This window comes from Motiliproteus sediminis (assembly GCF_017912535.1).
In the GTDB taxonomy this organism is placed as follows: Bacteria; Pseudomonadota; Gammaproteobacteria; order Pseudomonadales; family Balneatricaceae; genus Motiliproteus; species Motiliproteus sediminis.
On record NZ_JAERQK010000009.1, the window covers coordinates 1 to 24,841 of the forward strand.

Below are 24,841 nucleotides of genomic sequence, written 5' to 3' on the forward strand. Positions count from 1 at the left end.
GGCCCGCGCAAAGCGCGGGGCGAGGCATGGACGCCGAGCCGGATTGCGGCACAGGTATGTGCCGTCCGATCCGCCAGAATCACCGTTGCCGCGCGCAGTGGACCCGTAGGGCGGCGGAACCAGGGGAGCATAAGGCACAAGTAGTTCTTTCTTCCCCTGTTCTTTGGAACGTTTGCCAAAGAATAGGGCCGCCCGAGTGGGCGGAACAAAGGCTTTCAAGCAACACAGCAAATGAGCTTCAAACGCCATTGATTTAGTCGCTTCTCAGCCGAGCAAAAACGTCCGCTCCGCGCCGCTTCGGGCCACTTAGCAAGTGCCTGATGGCCACTTGCCGTGAAGCCAACAGTGGCTTTATAGGCCCATACAGAGATACTTCATCTCCACGTAATCGTCGATCCCGTAACGCGAACCTTCGCGACCAAGCCCCGACTCCTTGATGCCGCCAAAGGGTGCCAGCTCGGTGGAGATGATCCCCTCATTGATTCCCACCATGCCGTACTCCAGTGCTTCCGCCACGCGCCAGACGCGGCCGATATCGCGAGCATAGAAATAGGCGGCGAGGCCAAAGGGGGTGTCGTTGGCCATTGTGATCGCCTGCTCCTCCGTGTCGAACGGGATCAGCGTTGCCACCGGGCCAAAGATCTCCTCCTGCGAGATCGCCATCTGGTTGTTCACATCGGCCAGCAGGGTGGGCTGGTAACCGTTTAACAGCCCCTCCAACCGTTGGCCGCCGGTAACCAGTCGCGCACCGCCGGATTGCGCGTCGGCGACCAGTCGCTCCACCTTGGCCAGCGCCCGGTCATCGATCAACGGGCCGATCTGCACGCCGTCGCTGAAGCCGTCACCGACTACCAGTTGCTCCACCGCTGCGCGCAGTTTGTCGGCAAAGGCCTGTTGGATATCACGTTGAACCAGAATACGGTTGGTGCAGACGCAGGTCTGGCCGGCGTTGCGGAACTTCGAGGCCATCACTCCGGCCACCGCTTTATCCAGATCGGCGTCGTCGAAGACGATAAAGGGGGCGTTGCCGCCCAGCTCCAGCGACACTTTCTTCACCTGACCGGCGCATTGTTGCGCCAGCAATTTGCCTACCGGGGTGGAGCCGGTAAAGGAGAGCTTGCGCACCCGCGTGTCCTCGCACATCACCGTGCCGGTGGTGGGCGCGTCAGTGGTGGTGACCACGTTGAACACCCCGGCGGGAATGCCGGCGCGCTCGGCTAACTCTGCCAGTGCCAGCGCCGACAGCGGGGTCAGCTCCGCCGGCTTGACCACCACCGGGCAGCCGGCCGCCAGCGCCGGTGCCACCTTGCGGGTGATCATGGCGATGGGGAAGTTCCAGGGGGTGATGGCGGCGGCGACACCGATCGGTTGTTTGAGCACCAGCAGGCGCTTGTCGGCACCGTGGGCGGGGATGACATCACCATAGACCCGCTTGGCTTCTTCGGCGAACCACTCCACAAATGATGCGCCGTAGACCACTTCCCCACGGGCTTCGGCCAGCGGTTTGCCCTGCTCGGTGGTCATCAGGATCGCCAGATCCTCCTGCGCAGCCATGATCAGCTCGAACCAGCGGCGCAGGATGGCGCTGCGTTCCTTGCCTGTCAGCGCCCGCCATCCGGCCCAGGCAGCGTCGGCGGCGCCGATGGCGCGGGTTACGTCGGCTGCGCTCAGATCTGCTACCTCGGCGATTATCTTGCCATTGGCGGGGTTAGTGACGAAGAAGGTGCGTTGATCGGCAGCATCGCTCCACCGGCCGTCAATGTACGCCCGGCGCTGTAGCAGGCTGGAATCGGATAATTGCATGAGTTTCTCCCGGGGTCGGGGACGGGCATCAGAGCGGGCCCGTCGACGGATTTAACGGTACTGGAATCAGTAATGTCCCTAATGGTAGCGGCACGGGCGCTTGGTCACCAGTACCCCTTTAGCGTAAAGTCGCAGTCAGTCACTCGGATATGAGGCGTTCAGATGTTATCGCGCGGATTGTTAAAACTGTTGGCTCCACTGTTTTTTTGGCTTGCCTATGGAGCGTTTCGTTCCCGCTGGCTGGCGGACTCTACGCGCAAACATCGCTGGACTATGGGCACTTTTCGGTTGGCCGCGGATGTAGGTCACCGCCGCGCGCTGTCGGTCTATGGCTATCTGTTGTTTCTGCGCGGCGACAGCGTGCAGAGCCGGATTCAGGGGGCTATCTACCTCGAGCGCTCGGCCAGCGCCGGCGATGCGCGGGCGTGCTACCAGATGGGCAAAATCTACGAAGAGGGCTTTGAATTCCACTTCCGCCCCGACAGTGCCAAGGCGCTGACCTATTACCGCCAGGCGGCGGCCAAGGGCCACGCATTGGCGATCACGCGCTTGGCCGATGCGGCCGCACAGGGTGAATTGGGCCTGCAACCCGACGCCGCCGAGGCGGAGCGATGGCGGGCGCTGATGCCGGGCGGATGATCTCGACGTGAGATATGTCATTTAATGCGCGGTTTCTGCTAAACTCCTGCGCTTGTTATTTGTTGCTGGAGTTGAAGCTTGATGAAAGTTATCCGTTGGCTGTTGGGCCGCCTGATTCTGCTGATTAATGCCCTGACCTTGCCCCGTGGGGTGAAGCGCTCCGCCGAGCAGCAGGCGCTGATTGATCAGCAAACTGCTGCGCTGGCGCTTTACCAGTACAAAGCCTGCCCGTTCTGCGTCAAGGTTCGCCGCAGCATGAAGCGCCATAGCCTGGCCATCGAGACCCGTGAGGTAAAAAACCACCCGGTTCACCGCGCGGAACTGGAGCAGGGCGGCGGTCAGGTGAAGGTGCCTTGCCTGCGGATCGACGAGGGCAACGGCCAGGTGCGCTGGCTGTATGAATCCTCGGAAATCGTCAGCTACCTGGAGCAGCGTTTCGTTGGCGCCGAGTTTTCCCAAGACGCCACTGCCTGAGCCACGTTTTAACGACTGATAATCCCCGCCACCCGTGCCGCCGCCATCTGTGGTTGGCGGCACAACTTTTTTACGACTTCGGTACTGCTTTCGAACGGAATTGACCTTCATCAAGAGCCTGACGCTTTTGATCGGATACTGTCGCCTCCCTGTGAATCTCCTAGTTCAACAGTAAGGATTGCGATTATGTTTTGCGTTCAGTGTGAGCACACCATCACCACTCCCACCGCCAAGGGGTGCAGCTATACCCAGGGCATGTGCGGCAAGACCGCCGAGGTCTCCGATCTGCAGGATCTGCTGGTTTACGCCCTGCAGGGTACCTCGTTCTACGCCGAACAGGCGCGGACGTTCGGGATCGTCGACCGGGCAGTGGACGCCTTTGTCCCGCAGGCGTTTTTTGCCACCCTGACCAACGTTAACTTCGAAGGCGAGCGGATCACCGGCTACGCCCGTCAGGCGCAGCAGTACCGTGATCTGCTGCGCGAGCGTTACCTGGCGGCCTGCGTGGCGGCGGGTAAGACACCGACAACCCCCACTGCGGCGGCGCAGTTTGAACTGGCCGCGGATCACGCCGGACTGCTGGCACAGGCCCCCGAGGCGGCGGTTAACCGCGGCAAGGAGAGCGTCGATGCTGACGTGATGGGGCTGCGCTTGCTGTGCCTCTATGGCCTCAAGGGCGCGGCGGCCTACATGGAGCACGCACGGGTATTGGGCCAGCAGGATGACAGCGTGGCGGCGGAGTTCCACCGCATCATGGCCTGGCTCGGCAGCGATCCGGCCGAATTGGCGGCGCTGCTCAACTGCGCCATGGAGATCGGCCAGCTCAACTACCGGGTAATGGCGATGCTGGATCGCGGCGAAACCGAAAAGTTCGGCCACCCGGCGCCGACCCAGGTCAACGTCAAAGCGGTGCCGGGCAAAGCGATCCTGGTTTCCGGTCACGACCTCTGTGACCTCAAGCTGATTCTGGAGCAGACCGAGGGTACCGGCATCAACGTCTACACCAACGGCGAGATGCTGCCCGCCCATGGCTACCCGGAGCTGAACAAGTTCAAACATTTGGTGGGCAATTACGGCAGCGCCTGGCAGAACCAGCAGAAAGAGTTTGCCGATTTCCCCGGTGCTATCGTCATGACCTCCAACTGCCTGATCGATCCCAACGTCGGCCAGTACGGCGACCGCATCTTCACCCGCAGCATCGTCGGCTGGCCCGGCGTGCGTCATATCGAGGGTGACGATTTCAGCGAGGTGATCGCCTGCGCCGAGCAGCAGGCGGGCTTTCTTTACGAGGAGATCCCGCACCGGATCACCGTCGGCTTCGGCCGCAACGCGCTGATGAACGCGGCGCCGGCGGTGATCGAGCAGATCAAGCAGGGCAATATCCGCCACTTCTTCCTGGTCGGCGGCTGTGACGGCGACAAGTCCGAGCGCAGCTACTACACCGACTTCACCCAGGCGGCGCCCGATGACACCGTGATTCTGACCCTGGCCTGCGGCAAGTTCCGCTTCAACAAAAAGCCCTTTGGCGACATCAACGGTATTCCACGTCTGTTGGATATCGGTCAGTGCAATGACAGCTACTCGGCGATCCAGTTGGCGCTGGCGCTGGCCAAGGAGTTCGACTGCGACATCAACGAGTTGCCCCTCAACCTGGTGCTGAGCTGGTTCGAGCAGAAGGCGATCGTGGTGCTGCTGACCCTGCTGTCGCTGGGGGTCAAGAACATCCGCGTTGGTCCGTCGGTGCCGGGCTTTTTGACCGATAACCTGCTGGCGGTGCTGAATCAGGAGTTCGGCCTGACCACCATCGGTACGGTGGAAGACGATCTGGCGACGATGCTGCAAAAATCCGCCTGAGAGGCACCATTCCTCTAATTAAGCTAGCCGGGCGCGAGGCGCCCGGCTGATCCGTTTTCCGGGTGGACCCCTCCTTCCCCAGAGTGTGCCGATCGCTGTGACTGAGGCGGCCGGTGTTTTGGGTCCATCCGCTCTTTTCTGATAAGGAGTTACTGATCATGACCGCCAACGCCGCTCTGTTCGCGCCGCTGATCTGTACCGGCCGGGTGGAGGAAACCCACGACACCGCCACCTTTACCTTCCGCGCCGCCAACCAGAGCCCCTTCGCCTACAAGGCGGGCCAGTTCATCACCTTCGAAGTGGAGGTGGCCGACCAGAAACTGCACCGCGCCTACTCGCTCTCATCCAGCCCCTGCCAGCCGGATCAGGTGGCGATCACCGTCAAGCGGGTGCCAGGGGGCAAAGTCTCCAACCACCTGCTCGATCACCTGCGACCGGGGCACATGCTGCCCGGCATGGCGCCAGCCGGCGAGTTCAACGCCCTCGACTGCCCGCGCACCGACAAGGTGTTGCTGTTCAGCGCCGGTAGCGGCATTACCCCCTGTATCTCCATCGCCCGTTGGCTGCTGGCTAACGGGCCGGGCTGCGAGATCGACTTTGTCTACAGCGCCCGCAACGCGGACCAGGTGATCATGGCCGCCGAGCTGGATCGGCTGGCCGCGCAGGACGAACGCTTTCGCCTCCATCGGGTTCTCGGTCAACCAGCCCGCGAAGGCGACCTGCAGGGGCGGCTGGACCGCGCGCTGTTTGATCGCATTGTGACCGAAGTGGCGGGGAAAACCTTGTTTACCTGTGGTCCCGAGTCCTACATGGCGGCGGTGGTGGAGTTTGCCCACGCGCGTGGTATGCCGGCCGAATTGATCCATCAGGAGAGCTTCGTACCGGCCTCGGCCAACGACGCTGGCGCCAGTAGCGGCGCGCAATTCCAGCTGCAGGCGCCGCGCTTCGGCAAGACGGTCACCGTGACCGATGGTCAAACCCTGCTGGAGGCGATGGAGAGCGCCGGGCTGCCGGTGATCGGTGCCTGCCGCAGCGGGGTGTGCGGTTCCTGCAAATGCCAGCTGCTGGCGGGCGAGGTCGAGGCGAGCAGCACAGCGACTCTCACCGAGGACGAGATCGTTGCCGGCTACCGGCTGGCTTGCTCCAGCACCATCCGCTCCGATCTGGTCGTGGAACTCTGAGCCACCGCTCAGCCGGCGGCTGGTGATTCGATGCTGACTGCGGCGATGCGGTCGCCCTGGCGGGCCTGCTGCTTGCGCTGCTGCAGGCTGGCGACGCAGCGGCTGTCATCGTTGAGGATGGCGATGCACTCCAGACACTGGATGCATTCGTCGTAGTCGATGCGGCCGTCGCGGTGAATGGCGTTGATGCCGCAGTGGCGTCGGCACAACTGGCAAGGGTCGCCGCAGAGTTCGATCCGCTGCAGCCATTCGAACCGGCGCAGCCGTCCGATCACCGCCAAGCCCGCGCCCAACGGGCAGAGGTAACGGCAATAGAATTTGTGCACGAACAGGCCCGCCGCCAATAGCAGCAGGGCGTAAAGCACAAACGGCCAGCTGCGCTCGAACACCAGCGTAATGCTGGTCTTGAACGGTTCCACCTCGGCCAGCCGTTCGGCCAGGGTCAGCGAATAGAACGCGCTGCCTACCAGCCCCGCCAGTAACGGGTATTTGAGCCGTATCAGCCGCCGATGCCAGCGCTCACTGATCCGCCATTGGCGAATCCGCAGTTTCAGCGCCAGCCAGCCGACCATCTCTTGCAGCGCGCCAAAGGGGCAGAGCCAGCCGCAGAACAGTCCGCGCCCCCAGATAAACAGGCTGATAAAGGTGAACACCCAGAGGATAAAGATCACCGGGTCGAGCAGGAAAATGGTGATATCAAAGCCGTCGGCAATATTGAGCAACAGGGTGTAGATGTTGACCACCGACAGCTGTCCCTGAGCGTAAAAGCCCAGCCAGAACAGGGTGAACAGCAGAAAGCTCCAGCGGAAGGTGTAGAACAGTCGCGGGCGTTCGGTCAGCCAGTGCTGGTGGACAAAGGCCGCGCTGAGCAAGCCAAGGGCGAGCAGCAGGATGGTGACCTGCGGCCAGCGTTGTTGCCATAGCATCAGCCACAGCGGCTGCGGTTTCCCCGGCTCGGCTTGTTCGACCCGGTCGAACAGCGCGTCCGGCAGCTGGTAGCGATCAACAAAGTGGGCGTTGTCCTGAATCAGGTGGTTGCGTGCCAGGGTGACGTTGAGCCGGAGATCCATCGGGCTGGCCGGGTCGAACCCCGCTTGCGCCTTGATCCGCAGCAGGTGATAGGCAAGGGACTCGGGCGTACCGTCGAGCATCAGCGGCAGTTCGGTGCCGACGTTGAGATCGCGCAGCTCCACCGACAGGCCGTTCTGTTCCAGCCCCACCCGTTCCGGCACCGTGCCCGGTTTGAAGTCGTCGCGCACATGGGGCCAGCCTCGTTCGGTGAGCACCATCAGTGCCTGCTCCCCCGGTTTGAGTACCTGTTGCAGGCGCTCGAAACCGCCATCGCCGAGCAGATTGCGGCCGATCAGCGGCGCATTCAGGTAGGCGTAGTAGAGGATGGTGAACACCGGACCGTCATCCTCTGGCTGCCACTCGGGATAGCTGTCGAGGCTGCGCCCCAGTGCTTCTTCAACGTTCCCTATCGCTAGTGACCACTGCCTGACCAGCCCGCGCTGCAGTAGTTGGTTCCAGTCCAGCGGCTCGTAGAGGTCGGGCTTAGGGATCGCCGCCGGCGGTTGGGCGAACCCTTCCAACTGCCGCCGTGCGACCTGCAGTGCTGCCGACAGTACGGTGTCGTTGATGATGATCACCGATACGGTCGCTTTGGTGACACCGTCAATAAACACCGGGCCGCCTGGTTCGCCACGGCGGCCGCTGTGGATGATGATCTGGTCTGCCACCGAGTGGCCTTGATACTGGTTGACGAAGTCGAATAGCGGCTCCGGCCCGAGGCCGTGCAGAAATACCGGCTCGTGGTGATCGAGTACCCGCACGCCAGTGAAACGGCCTTTGGCATCAATGCCGATCAGCAGCTTGATCTGCTTGCCGGAAAAACCGGGCAGATCGGTGAAATCCTGGGATTGGAAGGCGTAGCCCAGCAGCTCGCTCAACTGGTACACCGGCACCACCGGGAAGTCGGCCAGTGGCGGTTCGATGCGAGTCGCCTTGGGGAACAACTGCTGGATCAGCGGGTGCAGCTCCTCGCCGGTGATGGCGTAACTGGGCGCTGCCGGTCCCAGCAACAGAGCCAGCATCCAGCACAGGGCAAACCAGCGACGAAGTGGCAGCACGGCGCAATCCTTAGCGAAGTGATCGGGTAAGTCTCATCCTGAGCGCCAGTCGGCGGGGCGGCAATGGTACTTCCGACCCATTTTTTGGCGATGTTGGCGTTGGGGGGCTGAGGCCCGGCGGGGGAGGCCGTTTACGGCGCAGAGCGGACATTGACTTGGCTCGCTTGGCGAAGTGTTCAAAGCTCTTTTCCGCGTTGCATGACAGCCTCTGTTCCGCCCACCCGGGCGGGTTACTTTTTATCAGTCGTGACTAAAAGTAACCAAAAAGCACTCGCCCACGAAAGTCGCCCTGCGGGACCTGCGCTCTGACGTCACTTGAGGGGCTCAACAGAATGGCCCTCCCTGGCCATACTGTTGCGGCGGCGGCCATCCAGGCCTTGCCCTTGACGGGCTGAAACCCTCAAGTGACACCAGTGCTCGTCGACTTTCTAACGGGCCCTGGGTGCCAGCCGCACCTATGTCACCTATGTAACCTATGTAACCTAAGTCCCTTTATTCGCTGGATATAAATCCCAAACCTTCCGGCAGCTCCACCTTCCCCCTTTTACGCAGCCGGAGCAGGGTGCGAACAATCCGATTAAGGCCCGCAAGGGGCGAGCGCTGGATGCGCGAAGCGGCGGCAGCATGGCCAGGGACGGCCATTCTGACGATCCCCGGATTGTTCGTGCCCTGCGCAGGGAATCGGCGTAGCCGACAAGTAAGTGGGGCGCTTTTTGATGCACATGGATGTGCGAATGCCACGTAAGGCCATGGATGGCCGTAGTGGCCTTGCTTCGGTTTCTTTTGCGCGCGCAAAAGAAATGAAGGCGCCCGAGTGGGCGCAACGAGCGGTATCGGAGCGCACGGCAAGGAGATTTAAACGCCCTGAAACAGCCTTCCAAGTATGTCCGCTCTGCGCCGTTTGCTGCCTTGCCACTTCGGCAGTTTCGACAACCTCCAGTTCATCGATAGCCACATGTAGGCCCGGCGATCCGCAATGGGTCTAAAGGCGTAATGCGGAGGTCGCGCTGCTGGCGGCGGTGCCGGCCTACCAAAGCCTCACTACCGTGGCGGCGGTGCCGGCCTACCAAAGCCTCACTACCGTGGCGGCGGCGCTTAAGTGCTGCCCGCACTACCTAGGTCGGCACTCGTTCGGAGCACCGCCAAAAGCCTAGGAAATCGCCTGCTTTGGCGAATGGGTTCCATTCACTGGGTTCGGAATACTCGGTACAGCAAACCAAACCGACGAACCTCAATGGGATGGAAACAATGAAAAATAATAAACTGATGAAAGGGTTGTTACCGGCGGCAGTCTCTTTGGCCATGATCGGTCAGGCTCAAGCGGCGATTACCGTTTACGATCAGGATGACACCAGTTTTTCCGTAGATGGCTTTTTTAACACCTTCTACGTCACCAGTGACCAGGAGCAGAACGGCCAGCCCGATCGCAGCCAGTCGCGGGTCAAGATGGGTTTCCTGCCCAACTATATCGGCTTTAACTTCGCCAAAAAGGTGGACGGCCTGCAACTAGGCGGGCGTTCGTCGTTCTGGGTGTCGATCAACGACAGCGACGTCAACCGCAGTGTGGATGCGGGTGGTTCCGGTACCGCCAGCCTGATCGACGTGCGTCAGTTCTATGCCACCGTTGCTGGCGACTTCGGTGAGGTGCTGGTGGGTAAGGACTTCGGCCTGTTTGGCCGCACCAGCATCCTTAGTGATGAGATCCTGATGGGCTACGGCCAGACCATCACCACCGGTCTCGATGGTGGCAACGTCTCTTTCGGCAACATCGGCACCGGTTATCTCTACCCGATGCCGAACGCGCAGATCACCTACCGCACACCGGATATGGGCGGCTTCAAGCTGGCCGTGGGTCTGATGGATCCCAACAAGAGCAATGGTACCTCGGAAGAAAGCGCACCGCGTATCGAAGCGGAAGCGACCTTTGGCGGTGATTTTGACGGCGGCTCCTACAAGGTGTGGCTGGGTGCGATGACCCAGTCCTCGGAGCAGCCCGGCGGTGGCGGTAAGGTGGGCAGCGATGGCGTAGCCTACGGCGCCAACGTCAAATTCGGCGGCTTGTCGCTGACCGCTTCCGGCTTCCAGGCCGACGGCATCGGTAACGCCGGTCTCGGTAACCTGCCGACCACCAATAACGGCGATGTCGATGGTTATCTGGTGCAGGCCTCCTACAGCTTCGGCAGCGAGCGCATCGTTGCCTCTTACGGGGAAAATGAGGGCAGCACCACCGGAACCGGCGATAATCTGGATCTTGAGAACACCACGGTTGCCTGGTTCCACAGCGTTAACAGCAACTTCACCCTGGTCGGTGAATACAGCACCTCGGAGCAGAAATCCACCACCATCGAAGTCGACACCATCGCCCTAGGCGCGGTCATCAACTTCTAATTTTCGGTCTGAATCCAAGCGCAGACCGTCCGGACAGTGCCTCTCCCTCTTCAGTAGGTGCTGTCCGGTTTTTTCCGCTGACCCGATCGATCAGCGTGCCCTGCCTAAGCGGGAAGCCACCCGGCCAGATAAACCACGGTCACGTAGCGCAATCCTTTCCCAGTCCCCACCAAAATAAGAAATGGCAGCAGTCGTACGCGCATGATCCCGGCGATCAGGGTCAGTGCGTCGCCACCCACCGGCAGCCAGGCCAATAGCAGGCACCAGACGCCATAGCGCTGAAACCAGCGTTGGGCGTTGTTGATCTGGTTGTCATTGAAGTAGAACCATCTGCGGTGCCTGAAGCGCAGCAGGTACAGGCCCAATACCCAGTTGACCACCGCGCCCAAGGTGTTGCCTAGCGTCGCTACCAGCACCAGCATCATGGGATCGCCGCCTTGGCGGAGCAGGGCGTACAGCAGGACCTCGGAGTAGAACGGCAGAATGGTCGCGGCCAGAAAGGCCGAACCGAACAGCAGCAGGTAGCTGCTGATCATTCGCCAGTCTGGCGCAGCCAGCGAAACAGCGCGAACTGGGACGGCAGGTAGAACAGGTATTCCGGGTGCCACTGCACACCGATGATCGGTTTTCCCTCGGTGCTTTCTACCGCCTGGGTCAGATTGTCCAGGTCCCACCCCACTAGCTGCAGGCCAGTACCTGGCTCCTTTATCGCTTGATGGTGCAGGCTGTTAACGCGCAGTTTGTTGCTATGACAGAGAGCCGCAAGGCGGGATGCCGGTTCAAGGCGAACCTGTTTGGTCGGCAGCAGACCGGGTCGGTTGTAAGTGAGTTTGCGCAGGTGGCGAATATCCGTATGCAGCGAGCCGCCGAGGACAACGTTGATCAACTGCGCGCCGCGGCAGATGCCTAGCAGCGGAATGCGTTGCTGCAGGGCGCGCTTGATCCAGTCAATCTCCAGTTGATCGCGCGCCGGGTCGAGTCGTACTTGCGCATTGATATCACCACCATAATGTTCAGGGCTGATATCGTCGCCGCCGCCAATGATCAGTGCATCCAGCTTTTTGCCGGACCAGGAGTGACGCACACTCAGTCGCTCCGGACGTGCCCCCGCCAAAATCAGTGCCAGGCGGGTGCACCACCAGGAGGGCGACCAGCGCCGGCCGTTACCGGTTACGCCCACCCGCGGTCGTTGAGCCATTGTGAAATCTCCTGTTGCCAACTGCTGCGGCTGACGCCGATCAGGGGGCGGGAGCGGTCCAGAAAACGTGCGCTCAGGGTTGCTATGGCATCGGGGTCCGCCGCGAGCTGTTCGACCACACACCACAGGTTCCAGCTGCTGGCCAGGCTCCAGTCATCCTGCTCTACCATGCAGTTGGGCAGCCGGTAGTGGAAGGTGGGGCGGGCTTTGATCTTGGGATCGTCAACCGTCTGGCGCACCCGCGCCTGGTCAATTTCCGCCAGCAGCGGTAGCAGGTCGAGTGCGCGATTGCGTGTCGGGTTGTGCTTGAGGTAACGGTCGAACACTGTGTCGATGGTGGGGGCTGAGTCGGTCAGTACCGCTTCAAGATAGGGTTCTGGGTACAGGTCGACGTAGGGGCTGAGTTTGCGCGCAGGGTCTACCTCGTGAGCCTCTACCAGCCACCACTGGAGCAGCGCAAATGCCTTGAGATAGTGGTCGATGGTGTTGATCTCGAGATCGGGTAATTCGGGATTGATATGGACGCCGTAGGCTGCAATCAGCGAGTCGTCGGTACCTTTGGCACCCGCACTGCGCAGCGCCGCGACCAGAGGGTTGAGTTCGTCGAGCTGGTCGAGCGCTATCGGCGGGCAGACTATTTCAAGCGGGACCACGTGGGAGGCGGCCTGATGCAGGAATTCGACCCACTCGTGGCCTTCGTCTTGCTGCTGCGCCTGTTTGGCTTTGCGTTTAAGGTAATCCCAATCCAGTTCGATGTTGAAGGTGCCAAACTTATCGGTTTGCAGCGATAGTTCGGCGCTGGAGTTTCGATCCAGCCTGCCGCCGAACGTGTGACATAGCTGTTCGGCCGCCTGATCAAGGGTCAGGCCGGAAAATTCCAGCTCGAAGCCAACGCGTCTGGGTTTGCCGTCCGCTGTGTTTTCCCGGGGTGGTGTTTTAAATTGCATGATGAGCGCGTGCCTTGCATTGATGAAGGGTAAGCCTAGCTGAGGGGGACGATGTTCGCAGGCCCGGGCCAGGTGTCAAAGGCAAACGCCTGCGCGGTCCTGCAACGACGAGAGGGTCGTGATGCCGGTCTCCGGCAGATGTTTTGCTACCCTTGAGTTGTCCGTAACCCCGGGGCGCGATTAATCTGTTCAACTCGCGTTGTCGTGGCGGAGTGCTGCACATAGCCAGCGCAGGGAGTCCGGTTTGGGCCTGTCAGACAAGGGCGAACATAACCAAAGCACCTCAACCGTTGCACGCTGGAACCGGCGCGTCCAGCGCTCCCGGCGTGCGCTCGGTGTGTTATTTCTGGCTTCGTTCGCGGAAACTCTGGTGATACCCATTCCAATCGAGTTGATCGTGCTTCCGTTTATGGCGACCAACCGCCATCGTCTCTGGCGGACGGCGGCGGTGGTGACACTGGGGTGCCTGGTGGCAGCCTTGGTTGGGTACGGGGTGGGTTATCTGTTCTACGAGTCCATCGGCCTGCGTTTGATCGAGTACTTTTCCTGGACCCAGCAGGAGCAACAGTTTAGAACCCTGTTTGATCAATACGGGTTCTGGGCGATTGTCGCGGTGGGGATTCTTCCCATACCCTTTCAAGTGGCATTGCTGGCGGCTGGTGCCAGCGGTTATCCATTGTTGCCGTTCATTGCCGCGGCAGCGCTCTCCCGCGGCCTTCGTTACTATGCCCTGGCGCTGCTGGTGTATCTGGTTGGCGATCGTGCGGTCACCCTGTGGCAGGACAATAAATGGCTTGTCAGTCTCGGCGCTGCTGTCATAGTCGCGCTGGTTCTGTTGCTGCTGGCATGACGCTGATGTCGTGCCATGGGGGCAGGTAGCGCTCCAGCGCTGCAGTGAATGACACCCCGCCTGCAAGGCCAGCAGGTTTGGGTGATCTTGCCCGCGCGCCAATCCAGCCCCGTTTTCACCAGGCTGAATTGGGGTCGGAAGTAGTATTTACCCGCCATCTGCCCGGTTCCAGAATGACGCTATCGTCTTGTGTCGGGAGTGTGTTATGCCCCTTTCCTTGGCCACCGAGTCTGCCCCGGCACGTACCGCGGTATCCAACCTCAGTAATCCCCTCCAGGCGGCGGCGGAACTGGGCCAGCAGTTACAGTCGGTCAGCCCCAGCCTGGTGCTGTTTTTCTGTTCCACCGATTACGACCTGGGGTTGCTGTCGTCCGCGCTGCAGACGCAGTTTCCCGACGTGCCGCTGGTGGGGTGCACCACCGCCGGCGAAATCACCCCGCTGGGTTATAGCCGCGGCAGCATTACCGCCGTGGCGTTCAGCGCCGAGCATTTTGCCATCGAGGTGGCGCTGTTTCACAATCTGGCGGAGTTCTCGTTTTACGATGCCCAGCAGCTGGTGCACAGCATGCTGGATCGTTGCAAGGAGCGCACCGTGGCGCCGATCAAAGGGCACAGCTTTGCGCTGGCGCTGCTGGACGGGCTGTCGGTGCGTGAAGAACAACTGCTGAACGTGCTTAGCGCCAATCTGGGTTTGATACCACTGCTGGGAGGGTCCGCCGGTGACGACCTGCATCTGCGTGACACCCATGTTTATTGCAACGGCGAGTTTCACTCCGATGCGGCGGTACTGTTGCTGATCAACACCTGCTGTGATTTCGAGGTGTTCAGCATCGACCACCTTGAAGACAGCGGCGACAAACTGGTGGTGACAGAGGCGGTCGCTGACGAACGCCGGGTGCTGGAGCTGAACGCCAATCCGGCGGCGCTGGAATACGCCAGTACCTTGAATCTGCGGGTCGATCAGCTGGACTCGCTGGTGTTCGCCCTCAATCCACTCAGTGTCCGCATCGGTGATCGTTTCTACCCACGGGCGATCCAGAAGGTGAATGAAGACCTCAGTCTGTCGTTCTACTGCGCGGTGGAAACCGGCATTGTGCTGACCCGCTCCCACCCGGTTAATCTGGTGGGTGGTCTGAAGCAGCTGTTTGATGAGCTGCGCCGGCGCATCGGCGAACCGCAGCTGATGATCGGCTACGACTGTATTTTCCGCCGGTTGGAAATTGAGCACAGTGGCATACAGGAGGATGTGTCGGCGCTGCTGCGCGACAACCATGTGGTCGGTTTCAATACCTATGGGGAGCAGTTTGACGGTATGCACCTCAACCAGACCTTTACCGGGGTCGCGCTGGGACGATCCTGCCTTGAGTGAGTTTCCGGCTGTGGGTGACTGCGGTCAGTTGGCGATGGAGCGCCGCCTGCTGCAGTTGGAGCAGGAAAACCGGCGGCTGCGCAAGATCAACCGGGCGCTGATGGAGCGGGTGGAATCGGGGCCTTCCAATCATGGCGGTGCGTACGGCAACTTCGAGCACGCGGTGTTTCTGGCCGAGCAGGTTCGGGAACGGACCGAGGCGCTCAACGCGGCGCTAAGCGAACTCAAGCACAGCAATCGCGCCCTCAAGGCGGCCAGCAACGAGGCCCAGAACGCGCACGGGCTGCTGCGAGACGCGATTGAAAGTATCTCTGACGCTTTCGTACTCTACGACGGCGACCGCCGGCTGGTACTGGCCAACTCCAAGTTCTCCGAATTCTGGCGCGCCTCCGGGGTGCAGATTCGCCCCGGCATGCATCAACAGGAGATCAAAGTGCTGTCCCAGCGCTTTCGTCTGATCGACCGCCTCTATGATGCCGGCCGCAGCATGACCGGTGGCAGTAATACCCTGCTGGGCGACGGCAAGGTGTTTCGCCTGCGCAGCGGTAACTGGCTGCAGGTGAGCGAACGCAGCACCCGCGATGGCGGGCTGGTGGTGCTCTACAAGGATATCACCGCGTTAATCGAAAACGAGCGCGCGGCGCGTGAACGGGCGCTGGCGAAGAAGTCGGAGCTGTTGCAAAACACCCTTTACAACCTGTCACAGGGCGTGGTGGTAGTGGGACCACTGCAGCGGTTGGAGACCTGGAACCAGCGCTTCTCGGAGCTTACCGGTATACCGCGCAGCAGACTGGCGGTGGGGGTGCCCTTTGAAGCGTTGATGGCCGATGCCGAGGTGCTGGCGCTCACTCCGCGCAGCACCGATGCTGACGGCAAGGCGCTGCTGCAGAGTGAACAGGTGTTGAGCAGTGGCCGGGTGCTGGAGATCAAAACCCATCCGCTGCCGGATGGTGGTTTCGTTAACACCTATACCGATATTACCGAGCGCAGTCGCGCGGTGCAGGCACTGGCCGCCAGTGAGCGTCGTATCCGCTTGATCACCGATGCGGTGCCGGCGTTGATCGCTTACGTCGACAAGGAGCTGACCTTCGGCTTCACCAACCGCGCCTACGAACGCTGGTACGGTTGGGACCGGGAAGCGATTCTGGGTCGGCGGCTGGCGGATATTCTCACCCCGGAACAGCAGCAGAAACTGCAGCCCTTTATCGACCGTGCGCTGGCGGGAGAAACGGTAACCTTTGATATCTCCGAATCGCGCGCCGACGGCGACGATCGCTACGTGGTCAAATCCTACGTGCCCCAGTGCGACCGCGATGGCCAGGTCGACGGCTTCTACGTGCTGGTACAGGATATTACCGAGCGCCGTCGCACGGCCGAGGCGCTGCGCGAGTCCTATATGCATCTTGAGCAGCGGGTGGCGGAGCGCACCGCGGAACTGACCGAGGTCAATGCCATGCTGCTGGAAGCCAAGAAAGAGGCTGAAAACGCCAACCACAGCAAGACCAAGTTCCTTGCTGCCGCCAGCCATGATCTGTTGCAGCCGATGAACGCTGCACGGTTGTTTGCGGCTTCACTGCTGGAGCATGGTCTGAATGAGCGCACCCGTCAGCTGGTGGAGTCGCTCAATTACTCGCTGGAGGATGTGGAATCACTGCTGGGGGCGTTGGTGGATATCTCCAAACTGGATGCCGGGGCGGTTAAACCGGATAAGACCGCTTTTTCCGCCCGCGACCTGCTGGGCAACCTGGCCAACGAGTATCGCTCGCTGGCACAGAATGCCGGTCTGGCCTTTCATTTTGTGCCTTCCAGTGCGGTGATCTGCACCGACTCGCAGTTGCTGGCGCGGATTCTGCGCAATCTGCTGAGTAACGCCATCCGTTATACCCGTGCCGGGCGCATTCTACTGGGGTGCCGGCGTACCGCCGCCGGTCTGTCGATCGAGGTTTGGGACACCGGTATCGGCATCGCTGCCGAGAAATTGCAGGAGATCTTCGAAGAGTTCAACCGCCTGCAGCCCGATAACTCTGCCCGCGATAAGGGGCTGGGGCTGGGATTGGCGATCGTCGATAAGATGGCGGGGATTCTCGATCATCGTATCAAGGTGCGTTCCATCCTTGGCCGTGGATCCTGCTTTGCGGTGGAGGTGCCTTTTGGTCAGGTGCCCGCGGCACCGGCGTTCAAGTCGGGCCTGGTGGCGCAGCTCGATCAGCAGCAGTTGCTGGGTAAGCGGGTGCTGGTGCTGGATAACGATCACGCCATCTGCGAAGCGATGCAGACCCTGCTGGGTGGCTGGGGGTGCCGAGTGCTGACCGCCCGCAATGTCGCCGGGGTGCAGGCCCAGGCGGATGAGCTGGCGCGCGGTATCGATCTGTTTGTGGTGGATTATCATCTGGACGATGGCGTGACCGGGCTTGAGGCGCTGCACCAACTGGAGCCGCTGGCGATCGACGCGCCGGTACTGATGATCACCGCCAACTACAGCAACGAACTCAAGCAGCAGGTGCGCGATCTGGGGTACAGCCTGATGAACAAGCCGGTTAAGCCGGCCAAGCTCAAGGCGGTGGCCCATCACCTGATGATGCCGGCGACAGTGGCTTGAGCGGCGGTTATCCGTGGGTTTGTTTGACCGTCGGCAGCTGCTTGCTGACGCTGCTCGATACCCTCGCTATAATGGGCGCTTTTGGCCGCGTTAGTTTTCATGTCCCCAGCTCTCAACCGCCCCGCCGACACCTTGGTGGTGCTCGACTTCGAAACCACCGGTCTGTCGCCCGACCAGGGTGACCGCGCCATCGAAATCGGTGCCGTACGGCTGCTCAACGGCAGTGTGGCAGACCGCTTTCAGGCGTTGATGAATCCGGGGCGGCGGATCAGCGGCTTTATCGAGAACTACACCGGGATCAGCAACGCCATGCTCGCTGATGCGCCACCCTGTGCCGAGGTGATGAGTGAATTCGCCGCCTTTGTCGGCGACGATCATCTGGTGGCCCATAACGCGTCGTTCGACAGCCGCTTTCTGGAGGCGGAATTCGCCCGCATAGGGCTGCCCGTCGGCGGGACGTTTGTCTGTTCCATGCTGGCGGCGCGGCGGCTCTATCCGCAGGCCCCCAACCATAAACTGGGCACTCTCGTAGCGTACAAGAACCTGCCCACCGAGGGCGTTTATCACCGTGCGCTGGCCGATGCGGAGATGACCGCGCAGCTGTGGCTGCAGATGTTGGCCGATCTGGAGCAGGAACATGGCTTGAGCCGGGTGCCGTTCGCGGTGATGCAGCAGTTGACTCGCACCGCCAAGAGCAGTGTTGCGGCGCTGTTGAGGCGGGAGGCACAACGGTGAGGCGGAGTTGAAACGTGCGTCTTGATCGTATGCTGGGCAATCTGCCCCAGGGGAGTCGTCAGCTCGCGCGGCACTGGCTGGCCAGCGGACGGATCGCGGTGGATGGCGTGCGGATCGCCGATGGCTGTTATCCGGTAACCCCGTTTAGCCGCGTGACGTTGGATGACCAGCCGATACAGACCCGTCAGCCGCGCTACTTTATGCTGCACAAGCCCGGCGGCTACCTCAGTGCCACCTCGGACCCCGATCATCCTACGGTGATGGAGCTGCTGGATGACGCCGATAGCGGCCAGCTGCATATTGCCGGGCGGCTGGATCGCGCCAGTACCGGCTTGCTGCTGTTGACCGATGATGGGCGCTGGTCGCGCCGCCTGACCGAGCCGGAGCGTCGGGTCGCCAAGGTCTATCGGGTCGATACTGAAGATCCGATCCACCCCGATACCGCGCGTCGTTTCGCCGAGGGAATCTATTTCGACTACGAGGGTATCACCACCCGGCCGGTTGAGCTGCAGCAGCTCGGCCCCAGGCAGGTGCGCCTGACCCTGTTTGAAGGGCGCTACCACCAGATCAAGCGGATGTTCGGTCGCTTTCGCAACCGGGTGCTGTCCCTGCATCGCGAACAGATTGGCAGCCTGGCGTTGGATCCGGACCTCGCACCCGGCGAATATCGCCCGCTGACGCCCGCTGAGGTGTCGGCTCTTGGCGACTGATCCAGCGCTCCCTCTCTCTTGACACCCCCAACTAGGCGCAGTGGCGCCGGCTTTAAGGGTGCGAGCACGCATGAATCGCTGTTTGTCCACCCGGTTAATCGCTTCTGCTACAGTGGTTTGATTGACAGCCATGGAGCGGATCTATGCAGCCCTTTCCCCATCACTATCAGGTTCAGGTCAACGCCGAAGCTAACCAACCCCTCACCACCGGTTGCGATCAGTTGCCACCGCTGCGGGTGGACACGCCGACCACCTTTGGCGGTTCGGGTGAGCACTGGTCGCCGGAAGAGTTGCTGTTGGCGGCGCTGGGTAACTGTTATGCGCTGTCTTTTCGGGCGCTGGCCAAAGCCTCGGGGCTGGCCTGGGTGAGCCTCGATGTTGCGGTCGAAGGGGTGCTGGATAAGGTGGAGCGGCAGATGCGTTTTACCCGGGCGACCCTGCGTGTGGGACTGACACTGGCTCCGGGCGCTGACCTGGACGCCGCAGAGCGGCAGCTGCAGCGGGCCGAATCAATCTGCATCGTCGCCAACTCGCTACGGGTGCCGCTGGCGCTGATTACCGAGGTCCAGGCTGGCGTGGGTTAACGCCGCAGCCTGATGGTGCCCTGGATGCGATTGAAACTCATCAAACCGCGGTCGGGTCCGCTCAGCTTGATTGATCCCTGGGCTGCCCGCCCGGAGATCTGAGCACCCTCGCCCTGGAAGTTGGCGCTGCTCTTGCGACCGAAGTGAACTTCGTTGTTGCGGCTTTCAAAGCTGAGCTGCTCGTAGCGTTCGTCGAGGTAGGGGATCTCGATAAAGTCTTTGCCGATGGTGAGCTGCCCGAGTTCAACGGTGATGCCCTGGTTGATCAAAACACCCGACCATCTGCCCTGGGCATCATGGGAATCGGTGGAACAGCCCAGCAGTAACGTCACCATGCATAGCGCAACGGTCACACCTGTTTTCATCGTACTACCTGCCAAATGCTCAATGAATACGTTGACTCTAATGGATCGAGCCTTCATTCACATTGATGCAGGGCAGTGAAGCGCAAATGGGTGGCAGTTGTGTTGCAGATTAATACCGCCGGTGGCGTGGGCCGGCGGTATTAAGGGCTGGTCTCAACGCTTGAGATAGTGGTTAAAGTCGATGTTGCTGGCAGAGAGTACGGCCTGAATGCGGTTGTGGACGTTGAGCTTGCGCAGAATGGCGGAAACGTGGGCTTTGACCGTGGTTTCGGCGATGCAGAGGTTGTAGGCGATCTGTTTGTTGGATTCGCCGTTGGCCATCCGCTCCAGCACCAGCAGCTGGCGTCGGGTCAGGCTGTTAAGCATCTCCGGAGGGATGGCGTTGTCATCCTGGCGGCGATGACGACTGCTGCTGGAATCCTGCGCTGAACGGATCACGTCGGACGGCAGGTAGACCTGCCCGGAGAGTACCTGCTCCAGCGCCTGGGTCATCTTTTCTCGCGGTAGCGATTTGATAATGAAACCCACGGCACCATAAGTCATCGCCTGCAAGACGATGCTCTTTTCCTCTTCTGCCGAGATGATGACCACCGGAATGGTGGGCGCTTCATTGCGTAGCTGCATCAATCCGTTGAGGCCATGCATTCCCGGCATGTTGAGGTCGAGCAGAATCAGATCGAGATCTTCGTTAGCTTCGGCGTGGGCCAGTGCATCGTCGAGATTTTCGGCTTCAACAATGACGGCATCGGGGTAGCGGCTGCGGATAACCCCGGCAATCGCTTCGCGAAACAGGGGGTGGTCGTCGGCAATCAGTAGGTTGTACAAGGTAAGGCTCCCGTACGTGTCTTTATTATTATGATGTTACGACTATTAGATCGTTAGACCTGTAGCAAGTGTATTCTACCTTAGCGGCTGTAAAAGGGGTCGAAAGTACTATTTTGCCCCGGCCTTCCTGCGCTCTACCGTGATATCTACCTGAATATCCATGATCACCGCGTGAGACTGCCATGCCGCTGCTGTTTGCTGTTACTTCGCTGTTGTGCCGCTGCGGGCCCGCTGTGCTGGCATTGCTGTGCTTTGCTGGGGCTGCTGCGCAGGCTGACGAGCAACCCCTTATCCGCGCGGCGGTGCTGAAATACGGCACGGTCAGCTGGGAACTGCAAACCCTGCAGGCGCAGCGGTTCGACCAACAGCAGGGTTTTAGCCTGCAGCTAGTGCCGCTGGCCAGTATGATGGCGACGCAAACGGCGCTCAAAAGTGGTGCAGTCGAGGTTATCGTCGCCGATTGGCTGTGGGTCGCACGTCAGCGTGCAGCGGGCGACAAGCTCCAGTTCATGCCTTTTTCCGCCAGTGTCGGCAAGGTCGTGGTCGCCGCCGATAGCCCCATTCAGCAACTGCAACAGCTGCGTGGCCGGCGCATCGGTGTGGCGGGCGGCCCGTTGAGCAAAGGCTGGTTGCTGCTGCAGGCGGTGGCACTGCAACGTGGTATCGACCTCAAACAGGAGTCCTCGCTGCAGTTTGGTGCTCCGCCACTGCTCAACGCTGCACTGGAGCAAGGGCAGCTGGACGCAGTGGTGACTTTCTGGCATTACGCCGCTCGGCTGGAAGCGAGGGGCTGGCGCGCGCTGGTGGATCTTGATCAGCTCGGTCGGGAGCTGGGGCTGAGTACCGACCTGCCGCTGCTGGGTTATGTGTTTGCCGAATCCTGGGCCCGCGAACATCCGCAGCGCGTAGCTGCCCTGCAGCGCGCGGTGCGCTTAGCGCGCGATTATCTCAACCGGCAGGAGGCCGGCTGGCAGGCGCTGCGTCCGCAGATGCGGGCCGAGGATGAGGCCGTTTATCGTCGTCTGCAGGCCGGTTACCGCTCCGGCACCCCGGCCGTTTTGACCGCGGCCCATCTGCGTGATGCCGAACGTCTCTTTCAGGTGCTGGCCGAGATCGGCGGTGCGCCGCTGGTGGGCTCGGCTACCCGGCTGGACCCACAGTTGTTCTGGCGGGGCGGCGATTAATGGCGGCTGCCAGCCTGCGTCGGGTGCTGCCACTGCTGGCGCTGCTGCTGTTGTGGCAGCTGTTGGCGTGGTGGGTGAGCGGCCCCTTGCTGCCGGCACCCGTGCAGGTACTGGGGGTGTTAGCCCAGCAGGCGCTCAGCGGCGAGCTGTGGCTGCATCTGGGGATGACGCTGGCCCGGGTCGGCGTTGCCTTTGTGCTGGCGATGCTGCTCGGCGTGACGCTGGGGGTAGCGATGGGGCGGCGACCGCGGCTCAACGCCCTGCTTGATCCGTTACTGGTAACCCTGCTCAACGTACCGGCGCTGGTGGTGATTATCCTGCTCTACATCTGGGGCGGGCTGAACGAGCTGGCGGCGGTGGCCGCTGTGGTAATCAACAAGGTTCCCAACGTGGCGGTCACCCTGCGCGAAGGCGCACGTAGTCTGGATCGCCAGTACCAGAGTCTGGCGCGGGTCTATCGGTTGGGGCGGTTGACCCTGCTGCGCGATATCTGGCTGCCTCAGTTGAGCCCCTACCTGTTGGCGGCCTCGCGCTCGGGTCTGGCGCTGATCTGGAAAATTGTGCTGGTGGTGGAGCTGATGGGGCGTAGCAACGGTGTTGGCTTTCAGCTGCATCTGGGATTCCAGATGTTCGACGTGGCGTTGATTCTGGCCTATAGCCTGGCGTTCATCGCCGTAGTGCAGGCGATAGAATGGTGGCTGCTGCAGCCCTGGGAGCAGCGCCAGAACCGCTGGCGCACGGAGGCAGCGTTATGATTCGACTGACCATAGCGCGCAAGCTAGTGGCGACCCGTCCACTCTATCGTGACTTCACCTTGCAGCTGGAGGCCGGGGAGCTGGTATGCCTGCTGGGTCCGTCCGGTTGCGGTAAAACCACCCTGCTGAATCTGGTGGCGGGCCTCGACCAGGATTTTGACGGCCGGCTCGAAGGTCTGGACCGCTGCCGGTTGGGCTATCTGTTTCAGGAGCCGCGCCTGTTGCCCTGGCGCACGGTGGCCGAAAACCTCACCCTGGTGGCGCCCGCTCGTGCCGATCAGGTAGAGCGGCTGTTAGGTGATCTGGAACTGGAGGGATGCGCTGCGCACTACCCCCGTCAGCTGTCGCTGGGGATGGCGCGGCGGGCGGCCTTGGCGCGAGCGCTGATGGTGGAGCCGCAGCTGTTGCTGCTGGATGAGCCCTTTGTCTCCCTCGATCCGCCCACCGCGCAAGCGATGCAGCGGGTGTTGCAGCGGGTGCGTCAGCGTTACCCGGAGATGGCGGTGCTGATGGTGTCCCATGATGTGCGTGAAGCGCTGGCGCTGGCGGATCGGGTGCTGGTGCTGGGCGGCGCGCCCACCACCGTGCGTCATCAGCTCAGTCCACATCCCGGTGCTTGCGCCGACCAGCGAGCCCTGGAAGAACGCCAGTTGCTGGCGGCGTATCCGCTCTCCGCCTCGTCATAGCGTATGGAATCCGGTATCATGCGCGCACACCAAAGCCCCTCGCGAGATCGCGCGCGGCACCTATGAATTCGCGCCCTGCGCATCCTGAGTTATCCCCATTATGAGTTTTACCTCTCTCGGCCTGGCCGAACCGATCCTGCGTGCCGTTAGCGACAAGGGCTATACCGAGCCGTCACCGATTCAGGCCAAGGCGATCCCCGCCGTTATGAGCGGCCGCGACCTGATGGCCGCCGCCCAGACCGGTACCGGCAAAACCGCTGGCTTTACCCTGCCGATCCTGCACCGTCTGGCGGCAGGACGCTCGGCGTCACCGAACCAATGCCGCGCGCTGGTGCTGACACCTACACGGGAACTGGCCGCTCAGGTGGGGGAGAACGTCGCCGAATACGGCCGCTACCTGACCCTGCGTTCTACCGTGGTGTTTGGCGGGGTCAAGATCAACCCGCAGATGATGGCACTGCGCAAGGGCGTCGATGTTCTGGTGGCGACACCAGGGCGGCTGCTGGATCTGTACAACCAGAACGCGGTCAAGTTCGACCAGCTGGAGGTGCTGGTGCTGGACGAAGCGGACCGGATGCTGGATATGGGCTTTATCCACGATATTCGCCGGATCCTCAAGGCACTGCCGGCCAAGCGCCAGAACCTGCTGTTTTCGGCCACCTTCTCTGCCGATATCAAGCAACTAGCGGCGACCATCGTTAATGATCCCGTCAGCGTTGAAGTGTCGCCGCCCAACAGTACCGCCACCACGGTCAAACAGTGGCTGCACCCGGTGGACAAGAAGCGCAAGCCCGCCTTGCTGAGCCACCTGATCCAGGAACAGAAGTGGCAGCAGGTGCTGGTCTTTACCCGCACCAAACACGGCGCCAACCGGCTGGCACAGACGTTGGAAAAGGACGGCATCAAGTCGATGGCGATCCACGGCAACAAAAGCCAGGGAGCGCGTACCAAAGCGCTGGCCGGATTCAAGAAGGGTGAGGTGCGGGTGTTGGTGGCGACCGATATCGCCGCCCGTGGCCTCGATATCGACCAGCTGCCGCAGGTGGTCAACTTCGAGCTGCCCAACGTACCGGAAGACTACGTGCATCGTATCGGCCGAACCGGCCGGGCCGGTGCCAGTGGTCAGGCGGTATCACTGGTCTGTGCCGACGAGTTCAAGGAGCTGGCCGGAATTGAACGACTGATTCGCAAGAAGCTGAAGCGCGAATACGTGGATGACTTTGAGCCGCAGCATGAACTGCCGGATCTGCCGTTGGGGGCGCCGCCAAAGCCTAAGAAACCGAAAAAGCCCAAGCCGCCCAGAACGTCCCAAACCGGCAACAGCAGCAGCTCTGCCAAGCCGCGCGGTGGCAGCGAAGCGGGCACGGGGCGTCGCCGTGGTGGCAACCCCGGTCAGGCTGCCAAATCAGCTCAGGGCGGTAACAGCAATCCGCACAGCGGTAACCGCAGTGATGCCAACGCACCGGCCAAACGCCGGCCCCGTCGTCGTTCGCGTCCAGCGCTGGCTAGCGCCGCGCCGCGCGGCAACGTCTGAGGTTCACACCCCGCCGGGTTACTAACCCGGCT

Annotated in this window: 22 protein-coding genes; 15 read left to right on the top strand and 7 right to left on the bottom strand. The window is 61.5% G+C overall.

Features of this window, described 5'->3' with window-relative positions:
• Positions 1-351: 351 nt before the first annotated feature.
• Positions 352-1,803 carry an NAD-dependent succinate-semialdehyde dehydrogenase gene (locus tag JJQ76_RS14125; protein ID WP_210397527.1) on the bottom strand — a complete coding sequence of 484 codons (1,452 nt, stop codon included), beginning with the start codon at positions 1,801-1,803 and terminating at the stop codon, positions 352-354.
• A 273-nt stretch (positions 1,804-2,076) separates the two neighbouring features.
• Here JJQ76_RS14125 and JJQ76_RS14130 point away from each other — a divergent pair, with 273 nt between their 5' ends.
• The 4 genes from JJQ76_RS14130 to JJQ76_RS14145 all read left to right on the top strand — a co-directional run bounded on the left by JJQ76_RS14130 (position 2,077) and on the right by JJQ76_RS14145 (position 5,951).
• Positions 2,077-2,442: a tetratricopeptide repeat protein gene (locus tag JJQ76_RS14130; RefSeq protein WP_246480846.1), complete on the top strand. Its 366-nt coding sequence runs from the start codon at positions 2,077-2,079 to the stop codon at positions 2,440-2,442.
• A gap of 81 nt (positions 2,443-2,523) precedes the next feature.
• Entirely contained in the window at positions 2,524-2,916 is a 393-nt protein-coding gene (locus tag JJQ76_RS14135; RefSeq protein WP_210397529.1) for a glutaredoxin family protein, read from the top strand.
• A gap of 186 nt (positions 2,917-3,102) precedes the next feature.
• Positions 3,103-4,770 (top strand): hydroxylamine reductase, encoded by a 1,668-nt coding sequence (gene hcp / locus JJQ76_RS14140; RefSeq protein WP_210397530.1) that lies wholly within the window; start codon positions 3,103-3,105, stop codon positions 4,768-4,770.
• A gap of 158 nt (positions 4,771-4,928) precedes the next feature.
• Positions 4,929-5,951, top strand: coding sequence for an FAD-binding oxidoreductase (locus JJQ76_RS14145; protein ID WP_210397531.1), 1,023 nt, complete (start codon positions 4,929-4,931; stop codon positions 5,949-5,951).
• An 8-nt stretch (positions 5,952-5,959) separates the two neighbouring features.
• Here JJQ76_RS14145 and JJQ76_RS14150 read toward each other — a convergent pair whose 3' ends face one another.
• Complete coding sequence (locus JJQ76_RS14150; protein ID WP_210397532.1) at positions 5,960-8,080, bottom strand: 4Fe-4S binding protein; 2,121 nt, start codon at positions 8,078-8,080, stop codon at positions 5,960-5,962.
• Positions 8,081-9,328: 1,248 nt separating this feature from the next.
• Here JJQ76_RS14150 and JJQ76_RS14155 point away from each other — a divergent pair.
• Positions 9,329-10,468: a porin gene (locus JJQ76_RS14155; RefSeq protein ID WP_246480847.1), complete on the top strand. Its 1,140-nt coding sequence runs from the start codon at positions 9,329-9,331 to the stop codon at positions 10,466-10,468.
• A gap of 104 nt (positions 10,469-10,572) precedes the next feature.
• Here the strand turns inward: JJQ76_RS14155 and JJQ76_RS14160 are convergent, their stop codons facing one another.
• Genes JJQ76_RS14160 through JJQ76_RS14170 form a run of 3 tightly spaced genes read right to left on the bottom strand, consistent with a single transcriptional unit; the run spans position 10,573 to position 12,613 of the window.
• On the bottom strand, positions 10,573-11,004 hold the full coding sequence (locus JJQ76_RS14160; protein ID WP_246480849.1) for a YqaA family protein: 432 nt from the start codon (positions 11,002-11,004) through the stop codon (positions 10,573-10,575).
• Entirely contained in the window at positions 11,001-11,666 is a 666-nt protein-coding gene (locus JJQ76_RS14165) for a gamma-glutamyl-gamma-aminobutyrate hydrolase family protein (RefSeq protein ID WP_210397533.1), read from the bottom strand. The genes JJQ76_RS14160 and JJQ76_RS14165 overlap by 4 nt, the downstream gene beginning before the upstream one ends.
• Positions 11,639-12,613 (bottom strand): amidoligase family protein, encoded by a 975-nt coding sequence (locus JJQ76_RS14170; protein WP_210397534.1) that lies wholly within the window; start codon positions 12,611-12,613, stop codon positions 11,639-11,641. Before JJQ76_RS14170 ends, JJQ76_RS14165 begins: the two co-directional genes overlap by 28 nt.
• A gap of 244 nt (positions 12,614-12,857) precedes the next feature.
• Between JJQ76_RS14170 and JJQ76_RS14175 the strand changes: the two genes are divergently transcribed.
• The 6 genes from JJQ76_RS14175 (at position 12,858) to JJQ76_RS14200 (ending at position 19,460) form a co-directional block, all read left to right on the top strand.
• Positions 12,858-13,463, top strand: coding sequence for a YqaA family protein (locus JJQ76_RS14175; RefSeq protein WP_246480857.1), 606 nt, complete (start codon positions 12,858-12,860; stop codon positions 13,461-13,463).
• Between the two features lie 205 nt (positions 13,464-13,668).
• Entirely contained in the window at positions 13,669-14,832 is a 1,164-nt protein-coding gene (gene nosP / locus JJQ76_RS14180) for a nitric oxide-sensing protein NosP (protein ID WP_210397535.1), read from the top strand.
• Complete coding sequence (locus JJQ76_RS14185; RefSeq protein WP_246480866.1) at positions 14,825-17,431, top strand: hybrid sensor histidine kinase/response regulator; 2,607 nt, start codon at positions 14,825-14,827, stop codon at positions 17,429-17,431. The genes nosP and JJQ76_RS14185 overlap by 8 nt, the downstream gene beginning before the upstream one ends.
• A gap of 99 nt (positions 17,432-17,530) precedes the next feature.
• Positions 17,531-18,166 carry a 3'-5' exonuclease gene (locus JJQ76_RS14190; RefSeq protein WP_210397536.1) on the top strand — a complete coding sequence of 212 codons (636 nt, stop codon included), beginning with the start codon at positions 17,531-17,533 and terminating at the stop codon, positions 18,164-18,166.
• A gap of 14 nt (positions 18,167-18,180) precedes the next feature.
• Complete coding sequence (locus tag JJQ76_RS14195; RefSeq protein WP_343232541.1) at positions 18,181-18,876, top strand: pseudouridine synthase; 696 nt, start codon at positions 18,181-18,183, stop codon at positions 18,874-18,876.
• A gap of 143 nt (positions 18,877-19,019) precedes the next feature.
• The gene (locus JJQ76_RS14200) at positions 19,020-19,460 is read left to right on the top strand and encodes an OsmC family protein (protein ID WP_210397537.1); all 441 of its coding nucleotides are present in this window, start codon (positions 19,020-19,022) and stop codon (positions 19,458-19,460) included.
• Here JJQ76_RS14200 and JJQ76_RS14205 read toward each other — a convergent pair.
• Positions 19,457-19,825 (bottom strand): hypothetical protein, encoded by a 369-nt coding sequence (locus JJQ76_RS14205; protein ID WP_210397538.1) that lies wholly within the window; start codon positions 19,823-19,825, stop codon positions 19,457-19,459. The two genes, JJQ76_RS14200 and JJQ76_RS14205, sit on opposite strands and share 4 nt — an antisense overlap.
• 153 nt (positions 19,826-19,978) lie before the next feature.
• The gene (locus JJQ76_RS14210; protein ID WP_210397539.1) at positions 19,979-20,650 is read right to left on the bottom strand and encodes a response regulator; all 672 of its coding nucleotides are present in this window, start codon (positions 20,648-20,650) and stop codon (positions 19,979-19,981) included.
• 182 nt (positions 20,651-20,832) lie between these two features.
• Between JJQ76_RS14210 and JJQ76_RS14215 the strand changes: the two genes are divergently transcribed.
• From JJQ76_RS14215 to JJQ76_RS14230, 4 genes are all read left to right on the top strand, one after another.
• On the top strand, positions 20,833-21,834 hold the full coding sequence (locus JJQ76_RS14215; protein ID WP_210397540.1) for an ABC transporter substrate-binding protein: 1,002 nt from the start codon (positions 20,833-20,835) through the stop codon (positions 21,832-21,834).
• A complete protein-coding gene (locus JJQ76_RS14220; protein ID WP_210397541.1) occupies positions 21,834-22,589 on the top strand; it encodes an ABC transporter permease in 756 nt (251 codons plus the stop codon). The genes JJQ76_RS14215 and JJQ76_RS14220 overlap by 1 nt, the downstream gene beginning before the upstream one ends.
• Positions 22,586-23,275 (top strand): ABC transporter ATP-binding protein, encoded by a 690-nt coding sequence (locus JJQ76_RS14225; protein WP_210397542.1) that lies wholly within the window; start codon positions 22,586-22,588, stop codon positions 23,273-23,275. Before JJQ76_RS14220 ends, JJQ76_RS14225 begins: the two co-directional genes overlap by 4 nt.
• 100 nt (positions 23,276-23,375) lie before the next feature.
• Entirely contained in the window at positions 23,376-24,809 is a 1,434-nt protein-coding gene (locus JJQ76_RS14230; RefSeq protein ID WP_210397543.1) for a DEAD/DEAH box helicase, read from the top strand.
• Positions 24,810-24,841 lie beyond the last annotated feature (32 nt).